The following is a 24,640-nucleotide window of genomic DNA, read 5'->3' on the forward strand; positions in this document are numbered from 1 at the left end:
ATCCCGTCAGATTCAGGCGAAGCAAGGAGCCATGCTCATGTCCCAGCTACCCGACGAAGATCCCGTCCTGGGCGATGCCCGCTCCTGCCAGGCGATCGAGCAGGTCATCGTGCCGCGCGCCCGCGATCTCGGCGGCTTCTCGGTCAGGCGGGCTCTGCCCTCGATCGGGCGCAAGATGGTCGGCCCTTTCATCTTCTTCGACCAGATGGGTCCGGCCGAATTCCATCTCGGCGAGGGGCTCGACGTGCGCCCGCACCCGCATATCGGGCTCTCCACGGTGACCTATCTCTTCGACGGCGAGATCATGCATCGCGACTCGCTCGGCACCGCGCTCGCCATCAAGCCCGGCGCCGTCAATCTGATGACGGCCGGGCGCGGCATTGTCCATTCCGAGCGCACCGGCCTCGAGGCGCGCGCCAGCGGCCCGCGCCTCTACGGTATCCAGGCCTGGCTTGCGCTGCCCAAGACACATGAGGAGACCGCCCCGGAGTTCATCCATCACGCCGCGCCCGAATTGCCGCGCATTGTCGAGGGCGGAAAACGCATCAGCCTGATCATGGGCTCGGCCTATGGCCAGACCTCGCCGGTGAAATTCCCCTGGGAGGCGCTCTATGCCGAGGCCGTGCTCTCGCCCGGCGCGATCCTGCCGCTCGACCCCGATTATGACGAGCGCGCGATCTATATCGTGACCGGCAAGGTCGACATCGCCGGCGACGAGTTCGGCGCCGGCCAATTGCTGATCTTCAAGCCCGGCGACCGCATCTCGATCCTCGCCGTCGACCAGACCCGCCTGATGATCGTCGGCGGCGAGCCCATGGACGGGCCGCGCCATATCTGGTGGAACTTCGTCTCCTCCTCGAAGGAGCGCATCGACCAGGCCAAGGCGGAGTGGAAGGCCGGCCGCTTCGACACCGTGCCCGGAGACGAGACCGAGTTCATTCCGCTGCCCGAGGGTTGAGAGAAGCTCAGGCTGCAGCCACCCCACCCCCTCGAAAGCCGCCATGTCATCGCAACCCGAATTGCTCACGCCCGACCCGGGCTCATCGAGGCTGCGCGGCTTTCTCTGGGCCGGGCTCAGCGTCTCGATCTTTTCCGGCTGGTTCGTCGTCACGCGCTTCAGCGTCACCCGCACCCTCAGTGTCTGGGACCTGACCGCGCTGCGCTACGGCATCGGCGGGATCCTGCTCGCCCCGGTGCTGCTGCGCGGCTTGCCGCCCCGGGCCTGGCGCAACGGTTTCGTGTTCGCGCTGCTCTGGGGCGCGCCCTTCGCGATTCTGGTCGCGCTCGGTGTGCAGATGACCTCGGCCGCCCGCGCCGCCTCGGTGACGCCGGCGCTGATGCCGGTCTTCGCCGGGTTGCTGGGCTGGGTGCTGCTGCGCGAGCGCCCCGGCACGATCCGGCTCGCCGGCTATGCCGCCATCGCCGCTGGGCTTGGCGGCCTCGTCCTGACCGCGAATGGCGGGCAGGCCGCGCCGAGCCTGCTCGGGCTCGGCCTGCTCGCACTCGCGGCAGCGATGTGGGCGAGCTACACGCTGCTCCTGCGCCGCAGCGGCCTGAGCGCGATCCAATCGGCCGCGCTGATCTGCTTCTGGTCGGCGGTGATCTTCGTGCCGGCCTATCTCATCCTCGGCATCAGCCGCCTCGGACAGGCCCCGACCGCCGAGATCGTAGTCCAGGGCTTCTACCAGGGCGTGCTGATGAGCAGCGTCGCGCTAATCAGCTTCAATCGCGGCGTGGCCTTGCTGGGCTCCGCGGCAGCGGCCGCGATGATCGCGCTGGTGCCGGTCGCCGCGTCGCTCCTCGCCATCCTATTCCTGGGCGAGATACCAGCGGTGGCGGAAGGCGTTTCGATCGCGATCATCGTCGCGGGCGTGCTGCTGGCAGCGCGCCCCGCCCGCTCATGAGCGGGCCGCAAGCCAGGCCTTGTTTGCGATGGGGGCGATTTCGTCCTCCGGCATAGCCTTCAGCCCAGGCATCCGCGACGCCAGGATCGCCAGCGTCGAAAGCGCGAAAAGCCCGACCGGCAGCAGCATCGCCGTCTGCAGGCCGAGTGCCTCGCCGGCCAAACCTCCCGCCAGCGCCCCGACGGGCCGCATGCCGTACATCGCCGTGGTCAGCGTCGCGCTGACGCGGCCGAGCAGGGCCTGCGGCGTCACCGCCTGGCGCAAGCTGGTCTGGGTGATGAACCAGAGGATCGGCCCGAAGCCGAACAGGAAGAAAGCGAGCGCCAGCGCCGGCCAGCCGAGCGAAGCCGGAGCAAGCGCGAGCACCCCCGCTCCGAGCAATGACGAAGCCGGACCGAAGACGAGCAGGAGGCCGGTCGGCAGCCTTGCGATCAGAACGGGGCCGCTGAGCGCGCCCACGATCAGACCGGCGCCATAGACCGAGGAGGCAAGGCCGATGGTCTCGGGCGCCAGCAGCAGGACGCGGGCTGCATAAGGCGTGACGATCGCGAGGAAGGCGAAGAAGGCCATGTTCCAGCCGATGGCGCAGAGCGCGATCGGCCTGAGGTAGGGATGGCGCGCCACAAAAGCGCCGCCCTCGGCAATGGCGCGATGCAATGGCAGGCGCGGCTGGGCGGGCGGGCGGTCTCCCGGCAAGCGTGTGGCGGCGGTGAGCACGACGAGGCCTGCCAGCGCGCATATGACAAGGCCGAGCGCACCCACGCCATGCGCCACCGCCCAGCCGGCGATCAGCGGGGCAGCCAAACTGAAGCAGGCGCGGCCGAGTTCGAGCCGGCCATTGGCGCGCGGCAATGTCGACACCGCGACCATGCGCGGCAGCAGCACGAAGATCGACAGCGCGATCACCACCGGCCCCGAAGCCGCGATGAAGGTCGAGAGGCCCAAGGGCCATCCGACTACACCCAGCGCCAGCAGCCCTGCCCCCAACAGCGAGCCCGCCAGCATCAGCCCGCCGCCGAGCATGACAAGGCTGCGCGGCGCGATCCGATCGGCGAAGACGCCGGCCGGCAGCGAGACCAGCAACCAGGCCGCCGATTGCGCCGCCACCAGCAGGCCGACCAGGCGCGGGCTCGCCCCGCCTTGCGTCGCGGCCAGCGAAATCGTGTCGAGCGCCAGCTTGTCGGCGAATTGCGAGGAGACGCCGGCGAGGAGAAGCGCGATCGGGACGGGCGACGACATGGGGGTAATTCCTGCTTGCGGGAGATCGCAAGCTCGCCCATCGCCGGGGCCGAACCCACCCGTTTCCTGTCTTCAGGAAGGGTCGCCTTTTCCTGGAACCGCGCCGTCATTCCGGGGCGCCCCGCAGGGGCGAGCCCGGAACCCAGAACCACAAGGCTGCTCCAGTTCGTCATCCTCGCCCTTGTGGCGAGCATCCACGTCTTGAACACAGGCCACGATCGATGAAGGCGTGGATGGTCGGGACAAGCCCGACCATGACGAATGAGGTGGTGTTCATGGGTTCCGGGCTCAGGCCTGCGGCCTGCCCCGGAATGACGGAGAGGTCGACGCCTCCTACGCCACCATCGCCGGCACGCGCTTGTGATAGTCCGTCGCCCGCTGCAGCGCGTAGCCGATGCGCAGCGCCATCGCTTCCTCATAGCCCGGGCAGCAGATCTGCAAGGAGAGCGGCAGGCCGCTGGCGGTGAAGCCGTTGGGCAGCGAGAGCGCGCACATCTCCATGAAATTGCCGAAGCGGGTGAAGCGCGAGGGCATCAGGTCCTGGTCGACCTCGTCGAGCCTGATCGCCGCCATCGCCGTGCTCGGCGTCAGCAGCGCGTCGACGCCCGCCATCGCCGCCGCCATCAGCGCCTTGCATTCGACCTGCCGGCGCTTGGTCGCGAGATAGTCCTGGGCCGATACCCGCCCGCCGACCAGCACGCGCGCCCTGACGGCGTCGTCCATCGTCACAGCCGCGTCCTCGGCCATTGCACCATCGTTGAAATAGGCCTCCGCCTCCAGGATCGCCTGCGCCCTGGTGAAATCGCTGAAGGTGAAGGGCAGGACGACGTCGACGACCTCGGCGCCGAGCCCGGCCAGCGTCTCGAGCGAGCGGTCATAGGCCGCCAGCACCTCGGCCGAACAACCCTCGCGCTCGGCATCGGGCATGCGCCCGAGCCGCAGGCCCCGCACGCCACGCTTCAGGGTCGGCATCGGATCGACGGCCGCGATGCCGCGCGTATTGGGATCGAGTGGGTCCGGCCCCTGCAGCACATTATAGAGCAGGGCCGCATCCTCGACGTCGCGCGTCATCGGGCCCGGCGTGTCGAGCGAGGTCGAGAGCGGCAGGATGCCATGGGTCGAGGCCCGGCCGATGGTGAGCTTGAGACCGGTCAGGCCGCAGAAGGAGGCCGGCAGCCTGACCGAGCCGCCGGTATCGGTGCCGATCGCCCAGGGCGCGAGGCGCGCTGCCACCGCCACGCCCGAGCCGTTGCTGGAGCCGCCGGGCGTGCGCGCATGCTCGGGGTCCCAGGGGTTCCAGGGCGTGCCCATATGCTGGTTGGTGCCCCAGCCGCCGAAGGCGAACTCGACGGTATGGGTCTTGCCGAGCACGATCATACCCTGCGCGATCATGCGCCTGGCGATCGTCGCGGTCACGGTCGAGCGGCGCGTACGCCAGTTCGCCGAGCCGCCGGTGGTGATGCGGCCTTCCAGCTCGATCAGATCCTTCAGCGCCACCGGCACGCCATGGAGCGGGCCCACAGCATGGCCGGAGCGGATCGCCTTGTCGGCGGCCTCGGCCGCCAGCCTGGCGTCCATGCCGTAGACGGCGACGAAGGATTTGAGTTTCGGCTCGAATCTGTCGATGCGCTTCAGGAACGCATCGACGACATCGACTGGCGACAGTCTTTTGGCGGCGATCTCGCGGGCCAGCACATGGGCCGGCAGGAAGGCGAGATCGGTGAGGTGGCGCGAGACGTCGTTCATGGGATCACTGCATGCTCACGAGGGTCAGGTCGACGAACCAGGATTGCGGGGAGACGAAGCCCTTGACCTTGCCCGACATCGCACGCGGGTTGAGATCGTGGACGATATAGAGCCAGGGCGGATTATCGACGAGCCGCTCATGGGCGATGGCGGTCTGCTCGGCCACCACCTTCGGATCTGTCGTGGCGGCCAGTTTCGCGAAGGCCGCCTCAAAAGCGTCGTCCTTCCACTGCGCGAAGTTGAAGCCGTTGGGCGGCGCGCCGGCGGCCGCGAAATAGCGCGCCATCACGCTGACATCCGAGGAGGGCGAGCTGATGTTCAGGCTCAGCGAACCGTTCAGGGCCGGCGCGTCCGGCAAGGCGCGCATATTGTTCAGCAGCACCTGCCATTCCGAGACGACGAACTCGACATTGACGCCGCAGGCCTCCTTGAGATTGGCCTGCAGGAACTCGTTCATCGGCAGCGGCGACATCTGGCCGGAGCCCGAGGTCGAGATCATCACCTTGAAGGAGAGCGGCTTCTGCGCGGAGTAGCCGGCCTCCGCCAGCAGGGCCTTGCCCTTGGCGGGGTCGAAGCCGTAGCGGTTCACCGGCTTGCCGAAACCCGGATCATTCGCCTTGAGCCAGCCAACCGCGGGCTCGGCCGTGCCGTTGAGCAGTTCGACGATGCCGGCGCGGTCGATGCAGTAGTTCAGCGCCTGGCGGACCTTGACGTCCTTGAACGGGCTGTTGGTCGCGCCGATGCTGTAGAACCACGGCCAGACATGCGGGTAGGAGCCGGTGACGATCGCAAAGCCGGCCTGCTTCAGCGAGGGGATGCCGTCGGCGGGCGGAACCTCGATCCAGTCGACCTGGCCGGTGCGCAAGGCGGCGAGCCGCGCATTCGCCTCCGGGATCGGCTGCAGCACGACCTTCTCGATCTTGGCTTTCTTGGCTGCATCCCAATAGCCATCATTGCGGATCAGCTCGACCCGCTCACGCGGCGCGACGCTGCCGATCCGGAAAGGCCCGGTTCCGGCCGACCCGACCAGCCCGACCTTGGCCCAGTCGCGCCCCGCCTTTTCGAAGGAGGCCGGTGAGGACAGCAGGATCAGCGCCGCCATATAAGGATAATAGGAGGCCGGGCTTGCGGTAGTGATCGCCACCGTCATGGCGTCGAGCTTGCGATAGCCGGTCGTGATCGGCGCGCGCGCCCGCACGATGCCGGCCGCCGGCGGCTCGAATTGCGGGGCGTCCTTGTTGAAATAGCGCTCCAGGTTCCAGATCACCGCATCGGCATCGAAGGCGGTGCCGTCATGGAAGGTCACGCCGCGGCGCAGATGGAAGATCCAGGTCTTGGGGTCGTCGGGCGCCTGCTCCCAACGCTCGGCCAGGCCCGGACGCAGCGGCGCCAGCCGGTCGGTCGTGGTCAGGTCCCAGAGCACCAGGCTCTCGAAGACCGGGTAGCCGAGGAAACGCATGCCCTCGAAGCCGTTATTGGGCATGCCGGTGGTGGTCGGGATGTCCGAGGCGGTCATCGCGATGCGCAAAGTCTGGGCCGTGGCCGCTTGCGGAACGAGCAGAGCGCAGCCGATGCCGGCGAGCGCGCCGCGCAAGGCCGGTTTCAAACGGGCAAGGGCTGCGATCGATGACCAACCAAAACGGCTTTCCGGCATATCGTCTCCTTGAGTGGCGGCTATCGCAGGGGAAGCTCGAACCCGAAGCTCGAACCCGCTGATCGCAATTTGCAGGCCAGCGGCATTCCGGCAAGACAAGGACACTGGCCTCCGCAAGTGCATATCTGCCGCGCCCCGACGCCCTTGTGCCGCCCCGCACCGATGCGATAGACCGGAACCCGTGACCAAGCGCCCCTTCACCCCGCTGCTCGACCGCGTTCAGACGCCTCAGGATCTGCGCAAGCTCCCCGAGAGCGAATTGCGCCAGCTCGCCGATGAATTGCGGCTGGAGACGATCGACGCGGTCTCCGTCACCGGTGGCCATCTCGGCGCGGGGCTCGGCGTGGTCGAGCTCACGGTCGCGCTGCATCACGTCTTCAATACGCCCGATGACCGGCTGATCTGGGATGTCGGCCACCAGGCCTATCCGCACAAGATCCTGACCGGCCGGCGCGAGCGCATCCGGACGCTGCGCCAGCCCGGCGGCCTGTCGGGCTTCACCAAGCGCTCCGAGAGCGAATACGATCCTTTCGGCGCGGCGCATTCCTCGACCTCGATCTCGGCCGGGCTCGGCATGGCGGTGGCGCGCGATCTCGCGGGCAAGCCCAACAATGTCATCGCCGTGATCGGCGACGGCGCGATGTCGGCCGGCATGGCCTATGAGGCGATGAACAATGCCGGCGCGCTCGGCTCGCGCCTCGTCGTCATCCTGAACGACAACGACATGTCGATTGCCCCGCCAGTGGGCGCGATGTCGGCCTATCTCGCCAGGCTCGTCTCGGGCCGGACCTATCGCTCGCTGCGCGAGGTCGCCAAGCATCTGGCCGAGAAGCTGCCGCGCTTCTTCCACGACAAGGCCAAGCGCACGGAAGAATATGCGCGCGGGTTCTGGACCGGCGGCACGCTGTTCGAGGAACTCGGCTTCTACTATGTCGGGCCGATCGACGGGCATAATCTCGACCATCTCCTGCCCGTGCTGCGCAATGTGCGCGACGCCGGCAACGGCCCGATCCTCGTCCATGTCGTGACGCAGAAGGGCAAGGGTTATGCCCCCGCCGAAGCCAGCGCCGACAAATATCACGGCGTGGTCAAGTTCGATCCGGTCACGGGCCAGCAGGCCAAGGCCCCGGCCAATGCGCCGAGCTACACCGCCGTCTTCGGCAACGCGCTGATCAAGGCCGCGCGCGAGGACGACAAGATCGTCGCCGTGACCGCCGCCATGCCTTCGGGCACCGGGCTCGACGCCTTCGCCAAGGAATTCCCGGGCCGGACCTTCGATGTCGGCATCGCCGAGCAGCATGCGGTGACCTTCGCAGCCGGGCTCGCCACGGAAGGCTACAAGCCGTTCTGCGCGATCTACTCGACCTTCCTGCAGCGCGCCTATGACCAGGTCGTGCATGACGTCGCGATCCAGAAGCTGCCGGTTCGCTTCGCGCTCGACCGTGCTGGCCTCGTCGGCGCGGATGGCGCGACCCATGCGGGCGCTTTCGACATCGCCTATCTCGCCTGCCTGCCCGACATGGTGGTGATGGCTGCCGCGGATGAGGCCGAACTGACTCATATGGTCGCGACAGCGGCCGCCTTCGACGAAGGCCCGATCGCCCTGCGCTATCCGCGCGGCGAGGGCGTCGGCGTCGAGATCCCGCAGATCGGCGTACCCTTGGAGATCGGCCGCGGCCGCGTGGTGCGCGAGGGTACACGCGTCGCGCTGCTCTCGCTCGGCACAAGGCTGGCGGAATGCCTGATGGCGGCCGAGCAGCTCGGCCAGCGCGGGCTTTCGACCAGCGTCGTCGATGCGCGCTTCGCAAAGCCGCTCGACGAGGCGCTGATCCTGCGGCTCGCCCGCGAGCACGAGATCCTGGTCACGGTCGAGGAAGGCTCGATCGGCGGCTTCGGCAGCCATGTGCTGCATCTCTTGGCGCGCAACGGCATGCTCGATGGCGGGCTCAAGGTCCGGACCCTGACCCTGCCCGACATTTTCCAGGACCAGGACAAGCCCGAGGCGATGTACGCCCAGGCCGGGCTCGACGCGGCGGGCATCGTGCGCACCGTAGAAGGCGCGCTCGGCGTCCCGAGCGCGATCAAGCGTGCCTGAGCGCGTTTCGCGCGCCGTCATGAAGACCCGGGCCGACCAGCTGCTCGTCGAGCGCGGCATCTTCGAGAGCCGGGCGCGGGCCCAGGCCGCCATCGCGGCTGGGCTCGTCACGGCGGATGGCGCGGTCGTCCGCAAGGCATCAGTGATGCTGGCTTCGAATGCGCAGGTCACGGCGGAAGCGCCCCACCCTTACGTCTCGCGCGGCGGCCTCAAGCTCGCAGCGGCGCTCGACGCCTTCGGCTTCGATCCCAAAGGCCGCATCTGCCTCGATGTCGGCGCCTCGACCGGCGGCTTCACCGACGTCCTGCTGAAGCGCGGCGCCGCCCATGTCACCGCCGTCGATGTCGGCCGCGAGCAGTTCCACGCCTCGCTGCGCGGCCATCCCCGCGTGCGCAGCCTGGAGGGGCAGGATGTGCGCAAGCTCGCGCCCTCGGACCTACTGGGGCCGCCTGCGCTGGCGGTCATCGATGTCAGCTTCATCTCACTCAAGCTCGTCCTGCCCGCGGTCGCGGCGCTGCTGGCTCCCGAGGCCGGGATCGCAGCACTGATCAAGCCGCAATTCGAGGCCGGCCGGGCGGCGCTGAAGAAGGGCGTCGTGCGCGACGAGGCCGTGCATGAGCGCGTCTGCGCCGAGATCACCGCCGCGCTGGAAGCGCTCGGCTTCGCGATCGTGGGGCTCACGCCCTCCCCTATCGAAGGCGGCGACGGCAACCGCGAATTCCTGATCGGCGGCAAGCGCGGCTAGAGCGTTTTCGAGCGAAGTGGATACCGGTCCGCATGAGGAATGCGCGTGATAGGGTATGCTGCTTATGCTCGGAAACACGCCGTCATCCTGGACAAGCCGCGCAGCGGCGCAGCTCCGGGATCCATCGTAGAGCGCAGTTCCCTACGATGGATCCCGGGCCGAAGCTTCGCTTCGCCCAGGATGACGGCGTGCTTCCGAGCAAAGACAGCAGGCTCCGGCACACCGTCGATATGGCTTGAACCGCCATTGCGAGCGTGCCGAAGCAATCCAGAGGTCTAGCAGCAGGGACGGGTCAGCGCGAAAACAGCGCGTCGATCTCGCTCTGGAGGCTGCGCGTATCGATGCCGCCGAGATCGACCTGCCCGTTGGCGTTGATGAACCGGGTCGCGCGGCCGATCAGGCTGCGCAGCGCTTCGCTGGCGACCTCGACGACGACCGGCGCTTCCCGTTCGTCCCGCAGATCTCCCAGCAGCGCGGTCACCGTCGCGATCAGCCGGTTCATGGTGCGGCAGAGCTCTTCGAAGGCGTGGCGGCGCGCGGGATCGAGCGCCTCATATGCCGAGAGCGCCGAAGCAGCGCAGCGCAATTGCGACGCCTCGAAATGCCCGCGATAACCGACGACGCGCCAATCCTTGAGATCGTCGAGGATACCGAGATCCATCGGCGCCATCTCGATCAGCATCAGCGCTTCGCCGTAGCGGTTGAGATAGTCGGTCGACAGATGGGGCTGGGCCGCTATGTCCGGCCCGTCATCCTCGGCAGCAGCCGGCGCTCGCATCGCAGAGACGGTCATCCAGAGCCCCGAGAATGCGGGGACTATGCGTGTTCAAAGACAAATAAAGTGTTGATCGCGCCTGCCGCACTCGCCACATCTGTCAGCCCATGTGCGGCCGCTACGCCATCACCCTGCCCCCCGAGGCGATGCAGAAGCTGTTCGCCTATGGCGAGCGGCCGAACTTCCCGCCGCGCTACAACATCGCGCCGACGCAGCCCGTGCCCGTGGTGCGGCTGGACGGGGGCGTGCGCCAGTTCATCCTGATGCGCTGGGGCTTCATCCCCGGCTGGGTCAAGGATCTGAAGAGCTTCCCGCTGGTGATCAATGTCCGGGGCGAAAGCGCGCGCGAAAAACCCTCCTTCCGCGCGGCCTTCATCCGCCGGCGCTGCCTGATGCCGGCCGATGGCTTCTATGAATGGCACCGCACCGGCCAGGGCCGCCAATCGGAGAACCACGCCTTTCTGTTCCGCCGGCCCGATCGCGCCCTGTTCGCGTTTGCGGCGCTTTGGGAGACCTGGCATTCGCCCGACGGCTCGGAGATCGACACCGTCGCCCTGGTCAACGGCCCGGCCAATGGCCTGATGTCGGCGATCCATGACCGCTGCCCGGTGATCCTCGACCCCCGCGACTACGACGCCTGGCTCGACCCCGCCGCCACGCCTGACGAAGCCGCGACGCTGCTCAAGCCTCCGCCGGAGGACCTGCTGGAGATGGTGCGCATCGGCACCGCCGTGAACAAGGTCGTCAATGACGGCCCGCAGGTCCAGGAGCCGTTCGACGCCTCGACCGTCGCGCCCGCCCCAGCGCCTGCGCGCCATGCGCGCAAGGCGACCCGCAACCCCGAAAACGAGGGGCAAGGCAGCCTGTTCTAGGACGCGAATTGTGATCTGATCGCCGAGAGCTGTTTGGAAATCTTCTGAGCCCTCATCCTGAGGAGCCATTCCGTTGGGAATGGCGTCTCGAAGGATGCTCCAGAAGGCTCCGGAACCATCTGGAGCATCCTTCGAGACGCCGCTGACGCGGCTCCTCAGGATGAGGGCTGGAGTTTCCGAGCACTTAGAGCCGATAGCCGGCAGTGACGAAGAGGATGACGCGTATGCATGGCCGCCGCCCGACGATGAGCTCCCGCCACGGCATGGTCGCCGCCGCCCATCCCCTGGCAGCGCAGGCCGGCGCGCGCCTGCTCGCCCAGGGCGGCAACGCCTTTGATGCCATCGCCGCGACGGCAGCGGCGCTCAACGTGGTCGAGCCCTTCATGTCGAGCCTGTTCGGCATGGGCTCGGCGACGATGTGGGTCGCGGCCGAGAGCCGCATCCGGGTGCTCGATTTCGTGCCGCCGATCCAGGCGAGCTTCCCGGCCGAGCGCTTCAGCAAGCGCTCCGACCTGGAACGCGGCGCGCTCTCGGTCGCCATGCCGGGCAACCTCGCCGGCTGGTGCGAGATCGCCGCGCAATACGGCCGCAAGCCGCTGAGCGACATCCTGGCTCCGGCCATCGCGCTCGCGCAAGGCGGCTTCCCGCTCGCCGAGTTCGGCGTTGACGAGTTCAACGAGCAGGCACCGTTGCTCCAGGCCTGGCCCGAGCTCTATCCGGCCTTCGCCCAGGCCTATCTGCCCGATGGCGGCCCGGTGAAGCTCGGCACGCTGCTGCGCCAGCCCGACCTCGCGCGCACCCTCTCCGAGATCGCGGCGAACGGCCCCGAGCATCTCTATCGCGGCGCGCTCGGCGAGCGCATCGTCGCGCATCTCGCCGCGCTCGGCGGCACGATGACGATGGCCGATCTCGCCGCGGTCGCCCCACGCTGGCGCGAGCCGCTGAGCGCCTCCTATCGCGGCCTGGACATCCATGTGCCGCCGCCGACCTGCGAGGCCTTCCAGTTCCTGCTATCCCTGCGAATTCTCGAGGGCTTCGATCTCGGCAGCCTGCCCAAGGATGGGCCGGAGCATCTCGATCTGGTCTACCGCGCCATCCGGCTCGCGGCCGGCATCCGCATCGCCCACAACAACCCCTCGCCCGAAAAACTCACCGAGATCCTCTCGGATACCTTCGTCGAACGCTTGCGGGCGCGGGTGCGCAACGGCCAACCGGTGACCGGCCCGACCGAGCAATGGACGCCGCAGGACGGTGAGGACCCGGCCCACACCACCTCGTTTTCGGTCGGCGACAGCGAGGGCAACCTGATCTGCATCACCAACAGCCTGGGCGCGCCCTTCGGCAGCGGCATCGTGGTGCCGGGCACGGGGCTTTGCCTCAACAACTTCCTCTACTGGGCCGACGTCCAGACCGGCAGCCCCAACCGCTCCCGAGCCGGCTCGGAACTGCCGATGTGCATGTCGCCGAGCATCTCGACGAGGGACGGCAAGCCAGTGCTCGCGCTCGGCACGCCTGGCAGCTACGGCATCATGCAGACGCAAGCGCAGGCGATGGTGCAATATCTCGACTTCGCCCTGCCCTTGCAGGAGGCGATCGAGGCGCCGCGCGCCAGGCTCTGGGACGGCCGCTTCATCCAGGCCGAAAACCGCATCGCGCCGGAGACGATCGCCGAACTGCAGCGCCGTGGCCACGCGATCGAGGCCTTCGATGTCGGCTGGACGATGCGCTGCGGCGGCATGCAGGCGGTCGCGCGCGATCCCGCGACGGGGGTGATGACCGGGGCGGCTGATCCGCGGCGGGATGGGTATGTCGTGGCGGTGTGAGGGAGCGGAACCAGCGTCAAGTGACACTTGACACATGACGCGCCGCGGACTACCTGATCCGTGTGGATATCGAGAGCATCAGACATAAGGCGCTCCGGAATTTCGCGGAGACAGGCAACGCCAAGGGGCTACCCGGCAACCTCGTCGGGCGGCTCCGGAACATGCTGGCCTATCTGACCGCGATCGAGACCGTAGAAGAGCTGAAAGTCCCGCCGAACTACGGAGCCCATATTCTGACGGGCGATCGGGACGGCGTCTGGTCGCTCACCGTGACGAAGAACTGGCGAATGACCCTTCGGATCAACGAAGCTGTCGCGATCGAGGACATGGACCTGGAGGATTATCACTGATGGCCATCAAGCTTCACCCGAGCTTCGCCGTCCATCCCGGCGAATGGCTCAGGACCGAGATCGTCGCGCCGCATGGCCTCAGCGTCACCGTCGCGGCCGAGAAGCTGGGCGTGACCCGTCAGGCCATGAGCAACCTGCTGAACGGTAATGCCGGCCTGTCGGCAGAAATGGCGATCCGCTTCGAGAAGGCCTTCGGCCTGCGCGCCGACACGATGCTGCGGATGCAGGCCGCGCACGACCTCGCCAAGGCGCGGGCGCATGAGAAGGATATCAAGGTAGAGCGGGTCGCGGCGGCGGCGTGAGAGAGAGATGCACTGGACCGGATAGGGCATGAATCGAGAAGGCCGCGCCATCTCCAGGGCAAATATGCTTTGGCGGAAACTCTGCTCTTCGCAGTTTGGACCAACGGTGTCTGCTCAAGCCATTGCACTGCATCCATTGCGCCCAGAACAAGCGGAGACGAATTTTTAGTTGGTGCAGCGATCAAAGTGGTCTTCAAGAACCCTGACTGTGCGACAGAGCAGACGATTCGAGCTAAAGTCGATCAATGACATGGGTAATCGGCGCATCATCTATCCTGGGCCACGGCCTAATGATTTCGGACGTTCGCATCTCGTTCGGAGATGGAACTGAAGCTGATCTGCTCCGCAAATCTTACCGCGTCGCCCCTTATATTCTGGCTGGATTCGCGGGTTCTGTGGATATCGGGCTGCGTCTTATCGGCAGCCTTCAGGATTTTCTGAATGTTCCCGACCTTCCCAACAATGCAGCTTGGCAACCTGATTGGGTGGCCGAAAATTGGTCGCCGATAGCTGCCCGATTGTTCGATGATTCCCCAAGTATGGAGCAAAGCAGCGGCTCGCAAATTATAATGGTAGGCGTTTCGCCTAATGAAAATATGGGAGCCTCGGGATTTCAAAGAGTATACGTTACCAAGTTTAATTGGCCGGACTTCATCCCCGTGCACATGGGCAAGGGCCTAAGTGTTTGTCACATAGGAAGCGGCTCAAACATTGAGCGTTACGAAAGCGGAGTCGCTGAATTTTTTAAGTTCGACTCATCTGCAATGTTAGCCGGAATGCAATCAGGGCCAACCGGTTGGTCTCAAATGGTCGGCTCCAGCATAGGCAGAATTGTGTCCGAGAGCCCCGCGCCTGGCATCAGCCCGCATGTTTTCATCGACGCATGTCAGCTCGGGACATTCTGGAGCGGGACCAATGACCAAAACACCTATCACCCAGACGGCAGCAAGGTTGAGTTCCGCATGCCAGAGGTAGCGTCCAACTACCGAGACTTCATAGTGCTGTGCCAGAAACTCGGAAAGGCGTCTGCACGCGCAGTCGCGTAGAAAAACCTTCCCCTCACCCAAAGGTTAATTTTTCTTTATTTAAAATACCTTGCGATATGGCACCTATTGCTGTCCAGCGTCACTCTAGACGCCCCTGATGGGCAGCAAGCCGTCTGTCCGTCCCTCCCACTTAAATTACCGCCCCGGATTCAACATCCCCTGCAGGTCGAATGTCACCTTGAGCGACTTCATCAGCGCCAACTCCGCCTGCTATTTCCCTCCCCGTCATGGTCGCCCTTGTCGCGCCCATCCACGTCTTGCGGTGTGAATGGAGAGGCCCGTTCAGGGCTTGCGCCTGCTGAACCCGGATGAAGACGTGGATGGTCGAGACAAGCCCGACCATGGCGGAAAGGACGCGGGGAACCCTTCTCCCGGATGGGAGAAGGGCAGGGATGAGGGTGTGGCGCTGATTATGGGCGCGCAACGGAGCCGCTGCGCCTTCTACTTGAGAGGGCACACCCTCATCCGGCGCTCCGCGCCACCTTCTCCGGCCCATCTCGGGCTTGCCCGAGATGGGCAGCCCAAAGTGTCAAAGTCGGCAACAGCCGACTTTGATGCGGGAGAAGGGAAGAAAGCGTTGCGGTTCCCGCCGCCCCTCCCCGCGCGACGCCCTGCGTCTCCGACATGCCCCCGCCCCGCCCGCTTCAGCCGCCGGGCAGGTGACTCCGCACACGTCATCTAGATAAACTGTCTACACACCATCGCTTGAATAGAATTTTATAATCGCCAATACGGCCAATCCGCATAAATTCTTCTCCGGAATCCATCATGACCACACTGAATTTCGACTTGCCGATAGACCGCCGCGGCACGCATTCGGCGAAATGGGACATGATGGAGGCGAATTTCGGCGTGGCGGCCTCCGACGGCATCGCCATGTGGGTGGCCGATATGGATTTCCAGCCGCCGGCCTGCGTGCAGGCGGCGGTCGAGGCGATGGCCGGCCACGGCGTCTACGGCTATTTCGGCGATGACCGGAGCTATCGCGACGCCATCCGCTGGTGGATGAAAAACCGCCATGGCTGGGAGGTCGAGCCGCAGGCGATCTTCACCACGCATGGTTTGGTCAACGGCACCGCGCTCTGCGTCGAGGCCTATAGCAAGCCCGGCGACGGCGTCGTGCTGATGACGCCGGTCTACCACGCCTTCGCCCGCATCATCACTGCTGCCGGCCGGCGCGTGGTCGAATGCCCGCTTGCGCTCGCGGATGGTCGCTATGTCCTCGACATTCCCGGCTGGGATGCGCGCATGACCGGAGCCGAGCGCATGCTGATCCTGTGCTCGCCGCATAATCCGGGCGGGCGCGTCTGGACATCGGAGGAATTGCGCGCCATCGCCGATTTCTGCAAGCGCCACGACCTCATCCTCGTCTCGGACGAGATCCACCACGATCTGGTCATGCCGGGGCAGCGCCACACAGTCATGCCGCTCGCCGCGCCCGATATCTCGGACCGGCTGGTGATGATGACGGCGACGACCAAGACCTTCAACATCGCCGGCAGCCATATCGGCAACGTCATCATTCCCGATGAGGCGCTACGCGGCCCCTTCCAGGCGCGGATGAATGCGCTCGGCATCTCCCCGAACTCCTTCGGCATGGCCATGGCAACGGCCGCCTACAGCCCCGAAGGCGCGGCCTGGGTCGATGCGCTGGTTGCCTATCTCGACGGCAACCGGCGCCTCTTCGACGAGGGCGTCAGCGGCATTCCCGGCCTGAGCTCGATGGCGCTGGAAGCGACCTATCTCGGCTGGGTCGATTTTACCGGGACCGGCATGGCCCCGGCCGAATTCATCGCCCGCGTCGAGAAGCAGGCAAAAATCGCCGCCAATCACGGCGCGAGCTTCGGCCTCGGTGGCGACAATTACCTGCGCTTCAACCTCGCAACCCCGCGCGCCGTCGTCGCTGAAGCCGTCGAGCGCCTGCAGGACGCGTTTGCCGATTTGCAATAAGGGCGGTGGCTGGCACATCCCTCCGGACATGACGAGAAGTGCGCGGGGAACCCTTCTCCCGGATGGGAGAAGGGCAAGGATGAGGGCCTGCCGCTGATTATGGGGGTTCGACGGAGCCGTTGCGCTTTCTAGTTGGGCGGCACACCCTCATCCGGCGCTCCGCGCCACCTTCTCCCATCCGGGAGAAGGGAAGAGGCGTCGCGGCAGCGGCGAAGAGCGCGGAAAACCCTTCCCCCTAAACCACAGCCCCCGGGTTCAGGATCCCCTGCGGGTCCAGCGTTGCCTTCAGCGTCTTCATCAAGGCGAGTTCGACCGGGTCCTTGACGCCCGGCAGCAGGTCGCGCTTGAGGCGGCCGATGCCGTGTTCGGCCGAGATCGAGCCGTGCATCTCGCTGACGATGGCGTGGACGGCCTGGTTGACCTCGCTCCAGCGGTCGATGAAGGCCTGCTTGTCGGCGCCCACCGGCTGGCTGACGTTGAAGTGGATGTTGCCGTCGCCCAGATGGCCGAAGGGCACCGGGCGGCAGCCGGGCACCATCGCCGTGACAGCCTCCGAGGCGCGGGCGATGAAGGCCGGCACCGCGTGCAGCGGCACCGAGACGTCGTGCTTGATCGAGCCGCCCTCATAGGTCTGCACCTCGGAGAGCATCTCGCGCAGCTTCCAGAAATCATTGCGCTGGTTGAGCGAGCCGGCGAGCGCGGCGTCCGTGACGAGACCCTTTTCCAGCGCATCGCCGAGGAAGGCCTCGACCGCCTCGTCGAGCCCCGTGGCGGACTGGGCGCAGACCTCCATCAGCACATACCAGGGCGAAGGCTCCGAGAGCGGGTCGCGCGCGCCGGAAGCATGGCGCAGCACGAAATCGAGCCCAGTGCGGGAGAGGATCTCGAAGGTCGTCAGCGTGCCGCCGGCCCCGGCCTTGGCGGCGTTGAGCAGCGCCAGCGCCTCGTCGGGCGAGGGCACAGCGAGGAAGGCCGTGGCGCGTGCGGCGGGCAGCGGAAAGAGCTTCAAGACGGCGGCCGTGATGATGCCGAGCGTGCCTTCCGCCCCGATGAAGAGGTTCTTCAGGTCGTAGCCGGTGTTGTCCTTGCGGAGCTGGCGCAGGCCGTTCCAGACCCGGCCATCGGCGAGCACGACCTCGAGCCCCATGCAGAGCTCGCGGGCATTGCCATAGGCCAGCACCGCCGTGCCGCCGGCATTGGTCGAGAGATTGCCGCCGATGGTGCAACTGCCTTCCGACGCCAGCGAGAGCGGGAAGAGCCGGCCCGCCGCCTCGGCCGCTTCCTGCGCCTTCTGCAGCGTCAGCCCAGCCTCGACGGTCATGGTGTCGCTGTCGGGGTCGACGGCGCGAATCCTGTCCATGCGCTGCAGCGAGAGGATGATCTCGCGGCCCTCGGCCACCGGGATCTGGCCGCCGACGAGACCGGTATTGCCGCCCTGGGGCACGAGCGTCGTGCCCGTAGCAGCCGCAAGCTTGACCAGCGCCACGACCTCTTCGGTCGAGCCGGGCCGGACGATGGCCTGCGCCTTGCCGCGGAACAGATCACGCCATTCCTTGAGATAAGGCACCATCGCGTCGGCGTCGGTGATGACGTTCTTCGCGCCGACGATCGCCGACATCTGGTCCAGGATTTCGCTGCTCATGAGGTCTCCAGGCTTCAACGCTTGCCGGCGCGCCTGAACAGGCCGACGAGTTCGATATGGGCTGAATAGCGGAACTGATCGATGGGCGTGACGCCCTCCAGCGCATATCCCCCCGCGATCAGGATCGCGGCGTCGCGGGCAAAGCTGCCGACATCGCAGGAGACATAGACGACGCTCGCAACCTTCGAGGCGGCAAGCCTGCGTGCCTGCGCCTCGGCGCCGGCGCGCGGCGGATCGAGCACCACCGCGTCGAAGGCGTTGAGTTCATGCTCCAGCAAGGGCCGCCGGAACAGGTCGCGGATTTCCGAGGTGATCCGCTTGAGCCCTTGCGTCGCGCCGGCCGCGCGCGTCAGGGCCAGGATCGCCGCCTTCTCGCTCTCGACGGCATGGACCTGCGCCTTCCCTGCGAGGCGGAAGCTGAAAGGGCCGCAACCGGCGAAGAGATCGGCGACGCGCTTGGCCTTGGGCAGGCTTGAGACGACCAGCTCCGCGATCGTCTCCTCGCCCAAGGCGGTCGCCTGCAGGAAGCCGCCGGGAGCGGGCGCCACCATCGCCTTGCCCATTGTCTGGAGCGGGGAACGACGTTCGACGATGATCTCGCCATGCATCGACAGCCTGGCCAGATCGAGGCGCTCGGCGGCCTCGGTCAACGAAAGCCGGAGCTTGTCGCCGGCCGGGCCATGGCCGCGAATATCGACATCGAGCCCGGTATCCGAGGCGGTGATCTGCAAATCGAGCGGCTTGTTGGAGCCGCCGAGCCGGTTCGCCAGCAATTGCGCGACAGCCGGAGCCCGCGCCAGGCCGAGCGCCAGGACCGGGCAGGCTTCGACCGCGACGAGATCATGGCTGCGCGCCGCCATGAAACCGACCATCATACCGAGCCCTTCGCGCCTGGCGTGGAAGGTGACGCGGCGGCGGCCCGCGCCATGGGCATCGACCAGATCGGCGACCGGCGCCGTGACACCGGCGCGCTCAAGCGTGGTGACGACCTGCTGGCGCTTCCAGGCCTTGTAGAGGCCCTCATCCATATGCTGCGCCGCGCAGCCGCCGCAGTGGGTGAAGAGCGGGCAGATCGCGGCGATGCGGGATGCGGCGGGAGCGATGATCTCGACGAGCTGGCCGCGATCACCGTCGCGGACGACGCGCACGGTCTCGTCCGGCAGTGCATAGGGCACGAAAACCGGCCCGGCAGCGGTCCTCGCCACGCCGTCGCCCTTCTGGCCGAGATGGTCGATGAGAAGCGTTTCGTTCATCGCCAGCCCTCCTGCGGCGCTTTCCTTCTCCTGCGGCTTCCTTCCGGCGAGCATTCTTTCAACCTTGTCCGAGCGAGCCGGCCCGTGGTGACCTGAGCATCGCTTTCGCCTATCAGGTCGGAGGCAAACAGGGAAATCGCGACATGAGCATCCGCGACGGCGTCATCGAGGCCATCGGCAATACGCCGCTGATCAAACTGAAGCGCGCCTCGGCCGAAACCGGCTGCACCATCCTCGGCAAGGCCGAGTTCATGAACCCCGGCCAGTCGGTCAAGGACCGCGCCGCGCTCGCCATCATCCGCGACGCGGAACGGCGCGGCACATTGCGGCCGGGCGGCGTCATCGTCGAGGGCACGGCGGGCAATACCGGCATCGGCATCGCGCTTGTCGGCAATGCGCTCGGCTACCGCTCGGTGATCGTGATCCCGGAGACGCAGAGCCAGGAAAAGAAGGACATGCTGCGGCTGGCCGGCGCGACGCTGGTCGAGGTTCCCGCCGTCGGCTACGTCAATCCCAACAATTATGTGAAGGTCTCGGGCCGCCTCGCCGAGGAGTTGGCGAAGACCGAGCCCAATGGCGCGATCTGGGCGAACCAGTTCGACAATACCGCCAACCGCCAGGGCCATATCGAGACGACCGGCCCGGAGATCTGGGCGCAGACGGAGGGCAAGGTCGACGGCTTCATCTGCGCCGTCGGCTCAGGCGGCACGCTGGCCGGCGTCGGCATCGCGCTGAAGGGCTTCAACCCGAAGATCACGATCGGCCTCGCCGATCCGCTCGGGGCTGCGCTGCATTCCTTCTACACCACCGGCGAGCTCAAATCTGAGGGATCCTCGATCACCGAGGGCATCGGCCAGGGCCGGATCACCAAAAACCTGGAGGGCGCACCCATCGACGTCTCCTTCCAGATCCCCGACAGCGAAGCGGTACCCGTCGTCTTCGACCTGCTCGAGCATGAGGGCCTTTGCCTGGGCGGCTCCTCGGGCATCAATGTCGCCGGCGCGATCCGGCTGGGCAAGCAGATGGGGCCTGGCCACACCATCGTGACCATCCTCTGCGATTACGGCACGCGCTATCAGTCGAAGCTGTTCAACCCCGATTTCCTGCGCTCGAAGGGCCTGCCGACACCGGGTTGGCTGGAGCGGGGCGATGCAGGCCTGAAGGATGTGATGGCGCGCGTGCTCGGATAGCGGCGGGCGTTTTCGCTCCAAACCCCGCTGTCACTCCAAGCGAAGCGCCGGGAGCCCAGACGCGTCATGGTCGGGCTTGACCCGACCATCTCGTGATAAGGCAACTGCCTTTACCGATGCCTCTTCAGGATCGAGATTCTCGGGTCTGCGCTTCGCTCCGCCCGAGAATGACGCCCTCCGATGGATCCCTGTGTGTTTGATTGGTGTCATGATTGGTGCGGGCGGGAAGCCGTTGGATCCCCGGTGGCAAACACCGCGTTCCGGCTCGGTTCCCGGGACGGCCTACGGCCGCCCAGGATGACGGCTGAACTCGACACGCTCTCCAACCAGCAACCTGCCCGCCAGCACCTGATTACTGGATCGCCTTGACGCTGCTCATGATCGTGTCGATCGCCGCGCCATGCTTGGTGCGTTCCGCGTCCGAGCCCCAGAGCGTCAGCATGATCACGCGGTTCTTGCCGGCCGGCAGCAGGATGAGCTCGACGGTGGTCGGGCCGTTGTCGTCGCTCGTCTCGAACTGGAAGATCGTCGCCGGAATGCCGTTGAAGGGCGTTTCCACCTTCTGGGGCGGCACATCCTTGATGTTGTTTTCCTTCATCCAGGCCGCGTTGTTGTCGATCATCTTGCCGACATCCCGGGCGCTGGCGAACTCGACGGAGAAGAAGATGTCCTTGTCCGGAGACTGGGCGGAATAGCCATAGGTGATCGCCTCGGTCTCCCAGCTATCGGGCACCGTGATCGTCACAGCCGGATCCTTGTCCGGGACCGCGAAATTGCGGGCATAGGCGTTCGTCGCGAGCAGGCTCAACAGAGCGGCCGCGGCCAGAAGCATTCTCATGGAGTCGTCCGAATCGTTCTTGGCTTCCGCCACAGCGCGCGAAGCTGCGGCAACGCTTGCCATGCAAGCGCGTGGGCACAAGCTCACGCCTGGCCGGCGTCAACACGAATCTTTGAGAGGACGCTGCTTGCGTGGCTGTCCTGGCTCGGAACCACCGCGTCATCCTGGACAAGCGGCGAAGCCGCGCAGATCCGGGATCCATCGTAGAGCGCAGTTCCCTACGATGGATCCCGGGCCTCCGCTTCGCTATGCCCAGGATGACGCGGTGGTTACGAGCATAAACGGCCCCTGAAAAGACCGCGTTCGCGTATCAGCGGTGCCGGCTACAGCCACTTCTTCCAGCGGAAGAACAGATAGGGCAGGATGGCGAAGACGACCATCATCGCCAGCGCCATCGGGTAGCCATGGGCCCATTCGAGCTCCGGCATCGCCTTGAAGTTCATGCCGTAGATCGAGGCGATCAGGGTCGGCGGCATCAGCACCACCGCGACGACCGAGAACAGCTTGATGATCTTGTTCTGCTCCAGCCCGACGAGGCCGAGCGTCGCATCGAGCATGAATTGCAGCTTGCTGGAGATGAAGGTCGCGTGTTCCTCGATCGCCTGGACGTCGCGGATCGCTGAGCGCCATTCCGGCGTGATCGCGCTGGCCGATTTCTTAGAACGCTTGAAATTGGCCGAGAGGAAGAGCAGCACGCGCTCCACCGAGACCATGCTCTCGCGCACATTGGAGATGAGGTGCTCGTATTGCCCGATCTTGCGGATCACGGCCTGATAGGCGCCGCCCTGCTCGACGTCTGAGCTCTTGCCGTCAAAAATCTGCCGCGAGCGGGCGTCGATCCTGTCGCCGACGCCGCGCAGGACCTCGGCGGCGCGGTCGACGATCGCCTCGATCAGCCCTTCCAGCACGGCAGCGGGCTCCATGCCGCAGCCATCGGGCTTGGTCGCGCGGTTGAGGAAGATGCCGAAGGCGCCCGGCTCGTCATAGCGCACCGTGACCAGCGCCGCCTCGGTCAGGATGAAGGTGACGTCGGCGAGCTTGGGGACATCGGTCTCCGACTGGCAGATGACCCGCGCCGTCATGTAATGCGCGCCGTTCTCGGTATAGATGATCTCGGAGGGCTCGAGGTCGTGCATCTCCTCCCGGGTCGGGATCGAGATGCCGAGATGGGCCTCGATCTTCTTGTCCTCGAGCGATGTCGGCTTGAGCAGATCGATCCAGACCGCGCCCTTCGGGATCGGCTCGTCCGCCGTCAATGTACGGTGGACCAGGCGGTCGCCATGGTCGGCGCAGATATTGTGAATCAGGAGCATGGCAGGCGACTTTCAGCTGCGGCGAGCAAGCCCTTTGCTGCGCCGCAAGAACCCCAAGCGCTCCATGATGTCAAACCGATGACAGCTGCGCGCGTCCCCTCAGATCCCGCCTCACATCCCGCCCTTGACGCCCTCGGGCGGCCGGCTCGCGGCCGGCACGAAGAAGTCCGGCATCAAGGGCACGGAAGGGTCGACGCGATAGGGCATGAAGTCGGTGACGCCCTCAGCTGCCAGGAAGCTGTCATCGATCAGGAACTGGCCCGAGAATTCGCGCGCCGGCTTGCCGAAGATCAGATGGGCGGCGTCGGCGAGGATTTCCGGCGTGCGGCTCGCCTGCACCATCTTGTCGCCGCCGAGCAGGTTCTGCACCGCCGCGGTCGCGATCGTCGTGCGCGGCCAGAGCGCGTTGACGGCGATGCCCTTCGGCGCGAGCTCGCCGGCGAGGCCGAGCACGCACAGGCTCATGCCGTATTTGGCGATCGAATAGGCCAGATGCGGCGCAAACCAGCGCATCGCCAGGTCGAGCGGCGGCGAGAGCATCAGGATATGCGGGTTCTCCGCCTTCTCCAGATGGGGAATCGCGTATTTCGAGACCATAAAGGTGCCGCGCGTGTTGATCTGCTGCATCAGATCGAAGCGCTTCATGTCGGTCATCTGAGTGTTCGTCAGCGAGATCGCGCTGGCATTGTTCACGACGATATCGATGCCGCCGAAGCGCTCCGCCGTCCTGGCGATGGCATCGGCCACGCTCGCCTCATCGCGGACATCAACCATCAGCGGCAGGCATTGCCCGCCGGCCGCCTCGATCTCGGCGGCGGCGGTATAGATCGTGCCCGCGAGCTTGGGATGCGGCTCGGCCGTCTTGGCGGCGATGGTGACATTGGCACCGTCGCGCGCGGCCTTGAGCGCGATGGCGAGCCCGATGCCGCGCGAGCCGCCGGTGATGAACAGCGTCTTGTTCTTGAGCGACATGACTGACCTCCCTCAGGCTGGAATGGTGAAGCGGTCCGGCTGCGTGCCGTCCCGATCGGTGAAGCCATAGGCGCGGGCGAGATCGGCGACATGCAGCACCTGGCCGGCATGGCGGGCGACATCGGGATCGACTGCCAGCGCCGCGACCGCGCGGCCGGCATAGAGCGGGCTCTCGGTCGTCTCCTCCGCCATGCCGGCATCGGTGACGCGCTCGGTCAGGACATGGCCGGGAGACAGGCCCAGCGCCGTGACGCCAAAAGGCTTGAGCTCGTGGCCCATCGCCAAAGTCAGGCGGTTCATCGCCGTCTTGGCGAGATCGTAGAAAACATCGCCGAGATAGCCGCCGGCCGTGTCGAAGCTGACCGTGACGATCATGCCTTTGCGCATCTGCACCATGGCGGGCGCGACCGCCCGCGCCAGCAGCAATTGCGCATAGACGCCGCTCTCGAAATTCTGGCCGAGCCTTGCCACCGGCCGGCGCCAGAACGGCGCGCCGAATTGCGAGCCATCGGGATAGCGCTCGCCATCATAGCCCTCATTGCCGCCCCAGACGGCATCGACCACGCAGTCGAGCCGACCGAAGCGGCGCAAGGCCCAGGAGACCAGCGTATCGACCTCGCGCTCCTGCGTGTGGTCGCAGCGATAGGGATGGCCCCTGCCGCCGGCGGCCTCGACCTCACGCGCCGCATCCTCGAAGGTCTCCTGGCGCTGGTCGGTGCGCGGGCCGGCCTCGCTCGAACGCCCGGTGACGATGACGGTCGCGCCGGCTTCGCCCAGCGCCCTGGCGATACCGCGCCCAAGCCCGCGCGAGGCGCCTGCGACGAGGCAGATGCGGCCTGCGAGCGGTTGAGTCGCGCTATCCTGATTCATTGCGAGACAACCCGCTTTTGCGCTGGCGGGGTCCAGCTTGATGCACTAGAGCAGCCCTCCC

General features: G+C 66.3%; 21 protein-coding genes. 11 read left to right on the forward strand and 10 right to left on the reverse strand.

Going from position 1 to position 24,640, the window contains the following annotated elements; genetic code table 11:
- The first annotated feature begins 37 nt into the window (after positions 1 to 37).
- Both RMR04_RS22155 and RMR04_RS22160 read left to right on the forward strand, forming a co-directional pair.
- Entirely contained in the window at positions 38 to 958 is a 921-nt protein-coding gene (locus tag RMR04_RS22155; RefSeq protein WP_311910569.1) for a pirin family protein, read from the forward strand.
- Between the two features lie 43 nt (positions 959 to 1,001).
- Positions 1,002 to 1,904: a DMT family transporter gene (locus RMR04_RS22160; protein WP_311910570.1), complete on the forward strand. Its 903-nt coding sequence runs from the start codon at positions 1,002 to 1,004 to the stop codon at positions 1,902 to 1,904.
- Here the strand turns inward: RMR04_RS22160 and RMR04_RS22165 are convergent.
- The 3 genes from RMR04_RS22165 to RMR04_RS22175 form a co-directional block, all read right to left on the reverse strand.
- On the reverse strand, positions 1,899 to 3,143 hold the full coding sequence (locus RMR04_RS22165; RefSeq protein ID WP_311910571.1) for an MFS transporter: 1,245 nt from the start codon (positions 3,141 to 3,143) through the stop codon (positions 1,899 to 1,901). The two genes, RMR04_RS22160 and RMR04_RS22165, sit on opposite strands and share 6 nt — an antisense overlap.
- Positions 3,144 to 3,476: 333 nt before the next feature.
- Positions 3,477 to 4,889 carry an amidase gene (locus RMR04_RS22170; RefSeq protein ID WP_311910573.1) on the reverse strand — a complete coding sequence of 471 codons (1,413 nt, stop codon included), beginning with the start codon at positions 4,887 to 4,889 and terminating at the stop codon, positions 3,477 to 3,479.
- A 4-nt stretch (positions 4,890 to 4,893) separates the two neighbouring features.
- Positions 4,894 to 6,543: an ABC transporter substrate-binding protein gene (locus RMR04_RS22175; RefSeq protein ID WP_311910574.1), complete on the reverse strand. Its 1,650-nt coding sequence runs from the start codon at positions 6,541 to 6,543 to the stop codon at positions 4,894 to 4,896.
- Between the two features lie 181 nt (positions 6,544 to 6,724).
- On the opposite strand from RMR04_RS22175, the gene dxs reads away from it, so the two are divergent.
- Positions 6,725 to 8,638 carry a 1-deoxy-D-xylulose-5-phosphate synthase gene (gene dxs / locus RMR04_RS22180; RefSeq protein ID WP_311910575.1) on the forward strand — a complete coding sequence of 638 codons (1,914 nt, stop codon included), beginning with the start codon at positions 6,725 to 6,727 and terminating at the stop codon, positions 8,636 to 8,638.
- Positions 8,639 to 8,657: 19 nt separating this feature from the next.
- On the forward strand, positions 8,658 to 9,383 hold the full coding sequence (locus RMR04_RS22185; RefSeq protein ID WP_311915907.1) for a TlyA family RNA methyltransferase: 726 nt from the start codon (positions 8,658 to 8,660) through the stop codon (positions 9,381 to 9,383).
- 292 nt (positions 9,384 to 9,675) lie between these two features.
- Here RMR04_RS22185 and RMR04_RS22190 read toward each other — a convergent pair whose 3' ends face one another.
- The gene (locus tag RMR04_RS22190; protein WP_311910576.1) at positions 9,676 to 10,176 is read right to left on the reverse strand and encodes a hypothetical protein; all 501 of its coding nucleotides are present in this window, start codon (positions 10,174 to 10,176) and stop codon (positions 9,676 to 9,678) included.
- Between the two features lie 89 nt (positions 10,177 to 10,265).
- On the opposite strand from RMR04_RS22190, the gene RMR04_RS22195 reads away from it, so the two are divergent.
- From RMR04_RS22195 to RMR04_RS22220, 6 genes are all read left to right on the forward strand, one after another.
- On the forward strand, positions 10,266 to 11,030 hold the full coding sequence (locus tag RMR04_RS22195; protein ID WP_311910577.1) for an SOS response-associated peptidase: 765 nt from the start codon (positions 10,266 to 10,268) through the stop codon (positions 11,028 to 11,030).
- Between the two features lie 215 nt (positions 11,031 to 11,245).
- Positions 11,246 to 12,853 (forward strand): gamma-glutamyltransferase family protein, encoded by a 1,608-nt coding sequence (locus RMR04_RS22200; RefSeq protein WP_311910578.1) that lies wholly within the window; start codon positions 11,246 to 11,248, stop codon positions 12,851 to 12,853.
- A 62-nt stretch (positions 12,854 to 12,915) separates the two neighbouring features.
- Complete coding sequence (locus RMR04_RS22205; protein ID WP_311910579.1) at positions 12,916 to 13,203, forward strand: type II toxin-antitoxin system RelE/ParE family toxin; 288 nt, start codon at positions 12,916 to 12,918, stop codon at positions 13,201 to 13,203.
- A complete protein-coding gene (locus RMR04_RS22210) occupies positions 13,203 to 13,505 on the forward strand; it encodes a HigA family addiction module antitoxin (protein WP_311910581.1) in 303 nt (100 codons plus the stop codon). The genes RMR04_RS22205 and RMR04_RS22210 overlap by 1 nt, the downstream gene beginning before the upstream one ends.
- Before the next feature lie 245 nt (positions 13,506 to 13,750).
- Positions 13,751 to 14,551: a hypothetical protein gene (locus tag RMR04_RS22215; protein ID WP_311910582.1), complete on the forward strand. Its 801-nt coding sequence runs from the start codon at positions 13,751 to 13,753 to the stop codon at positions 14,549 to 14,551.
- 768 nt (positions 14,552 to 15,319) lie between these two features.
- Positions 15,320 to 16,501 (forward strand): MalY/PatB family protein, encoded by a 1,182-nt coding sequence (locus tag RMR04_RS22220; RefSeq protein ID WP_311910583.1) that lies wholly within the window; start codon positions 15,320 to 15,322, stop codon positions 16,499 to 16,501.
- A 235-nt stretch (positions 16,502 to 16,736) separates the two neighbouring features.
- Here RMR04_RS22220 and RMR04_RS22225 read toward each other — a convergent pair whose 3' ends face one another.
- Together RMR04_RS22225 and RMR04_RS22230 are read right to left on the reverse strand one after the other, a co-directional pair.
- Positions 16,737 to 18,143, reverse strand: a complete 1,407-nt coding sequence (locus tag RMR04_RS22225) for an FAD-binding oxidoreductase (protein ID WP_311910584.1) — start codon at positions 18,141 to 18,143, stop codon at positions 16,737 to 16,739.
- 14 nt (positions 18,144 to 18,157) lie between these two features.
- Positions 18,158 to 19,396, reverse strand: coding sequence for a class I SAM-dependent RNA methyltransferase (locus RMR04_RS22230; protein WP_311910586.1), 1,239 nt, complete (start codon positions 19,394 to 19,396; stop codon positions 18,158 to 18,160).
- 143 nt (positions 19,397 to 19,539) lie between these two features.
- On the opposite strand from RMR04_RS22230, the gene RMR04_RS22235 reads away from it, so the two are divergent.
- Positions 19,540 to 20,586: a cysteine synthase A gene (locus tag RMR04_RS22235; protein WP_311910587.1), complete on the forward strand. Its 1,047-nt coding sequence runs from the start codon at positions 19,540 to 19,542 to the stop codon at positions 20,584 to 20,586.
- 352 nt (positions 20,587 to 20,938) lie between these two features.
- On the opposite strand, the gene RMR04_RS22240 is transcribed toward RMR04_RS22235, so the two are convergent.
- The 4 genes from RMR04_RS22240 to RMR04_RS22255 form a co-directional block, all read right to left on the reverse strand.
- On the reverse strand, positions 20,939 to 21,424 hold the full coding sequence (locus tag RMR04_RS22240) for a hypothetical protein (RefSeq protein WP_311910590.1): 486 nt from the start codon (positions 21,422 to 21,424) through the stop codon (positions 20,939 to 20,941).
- A gap of 323 nt (positions 21,425 to 21,747) precedes the next feature.
- Positions 21,748 to 22,737: a magnesium transporter CorA family protein gene (locus RMR04_RS22245; RefSeq protein ID WP_311910591.1), complete on the reverse strand. Its 990-nt coding sequence runs from the start codon at positions 22,735 to 22,737 to the stop codon at positions 21,748 to 21,750.
- 111 nt (positions 22,738 to 22,848) lie between these two features.
- Positions 22,849 to 23,709 carry an SDR family oxidoreductase gene (locus RMR04_RS22250; protein ID WP_311910592.1) on the reverse strand — a complete coding sequence of 287 codons (861 nt, stop codon included), beginning with the start codon at positions 23,707 to 23,709 and terminating at the stop codon, positions 22,849 to 22,851.
- 12 nt (positions 23,710 to 23,721) lie between these two features.
- Entirely contained in the window at positions 23,722 to 24,579 is an 858-nt protein-coding gene (locus RMR04_RS22255) for an SDR family NAD(P)-dependent oxidoreductase (RefSeq protein ID WP_311910593.1), read from the reverse strand.
- Positions 24,580 to 24,640: the final 61 nt, after the last annotated feature.

Origin of the sequence: Bosea sp. 685 (assembly GCF_031884435.1) — a bacterium.
Classification (GTDB): Bacteria; Pseudomonadota; Alphaproteobacteria; order Rhizobiales; family Beijerinckiaceae; genus Allobosea.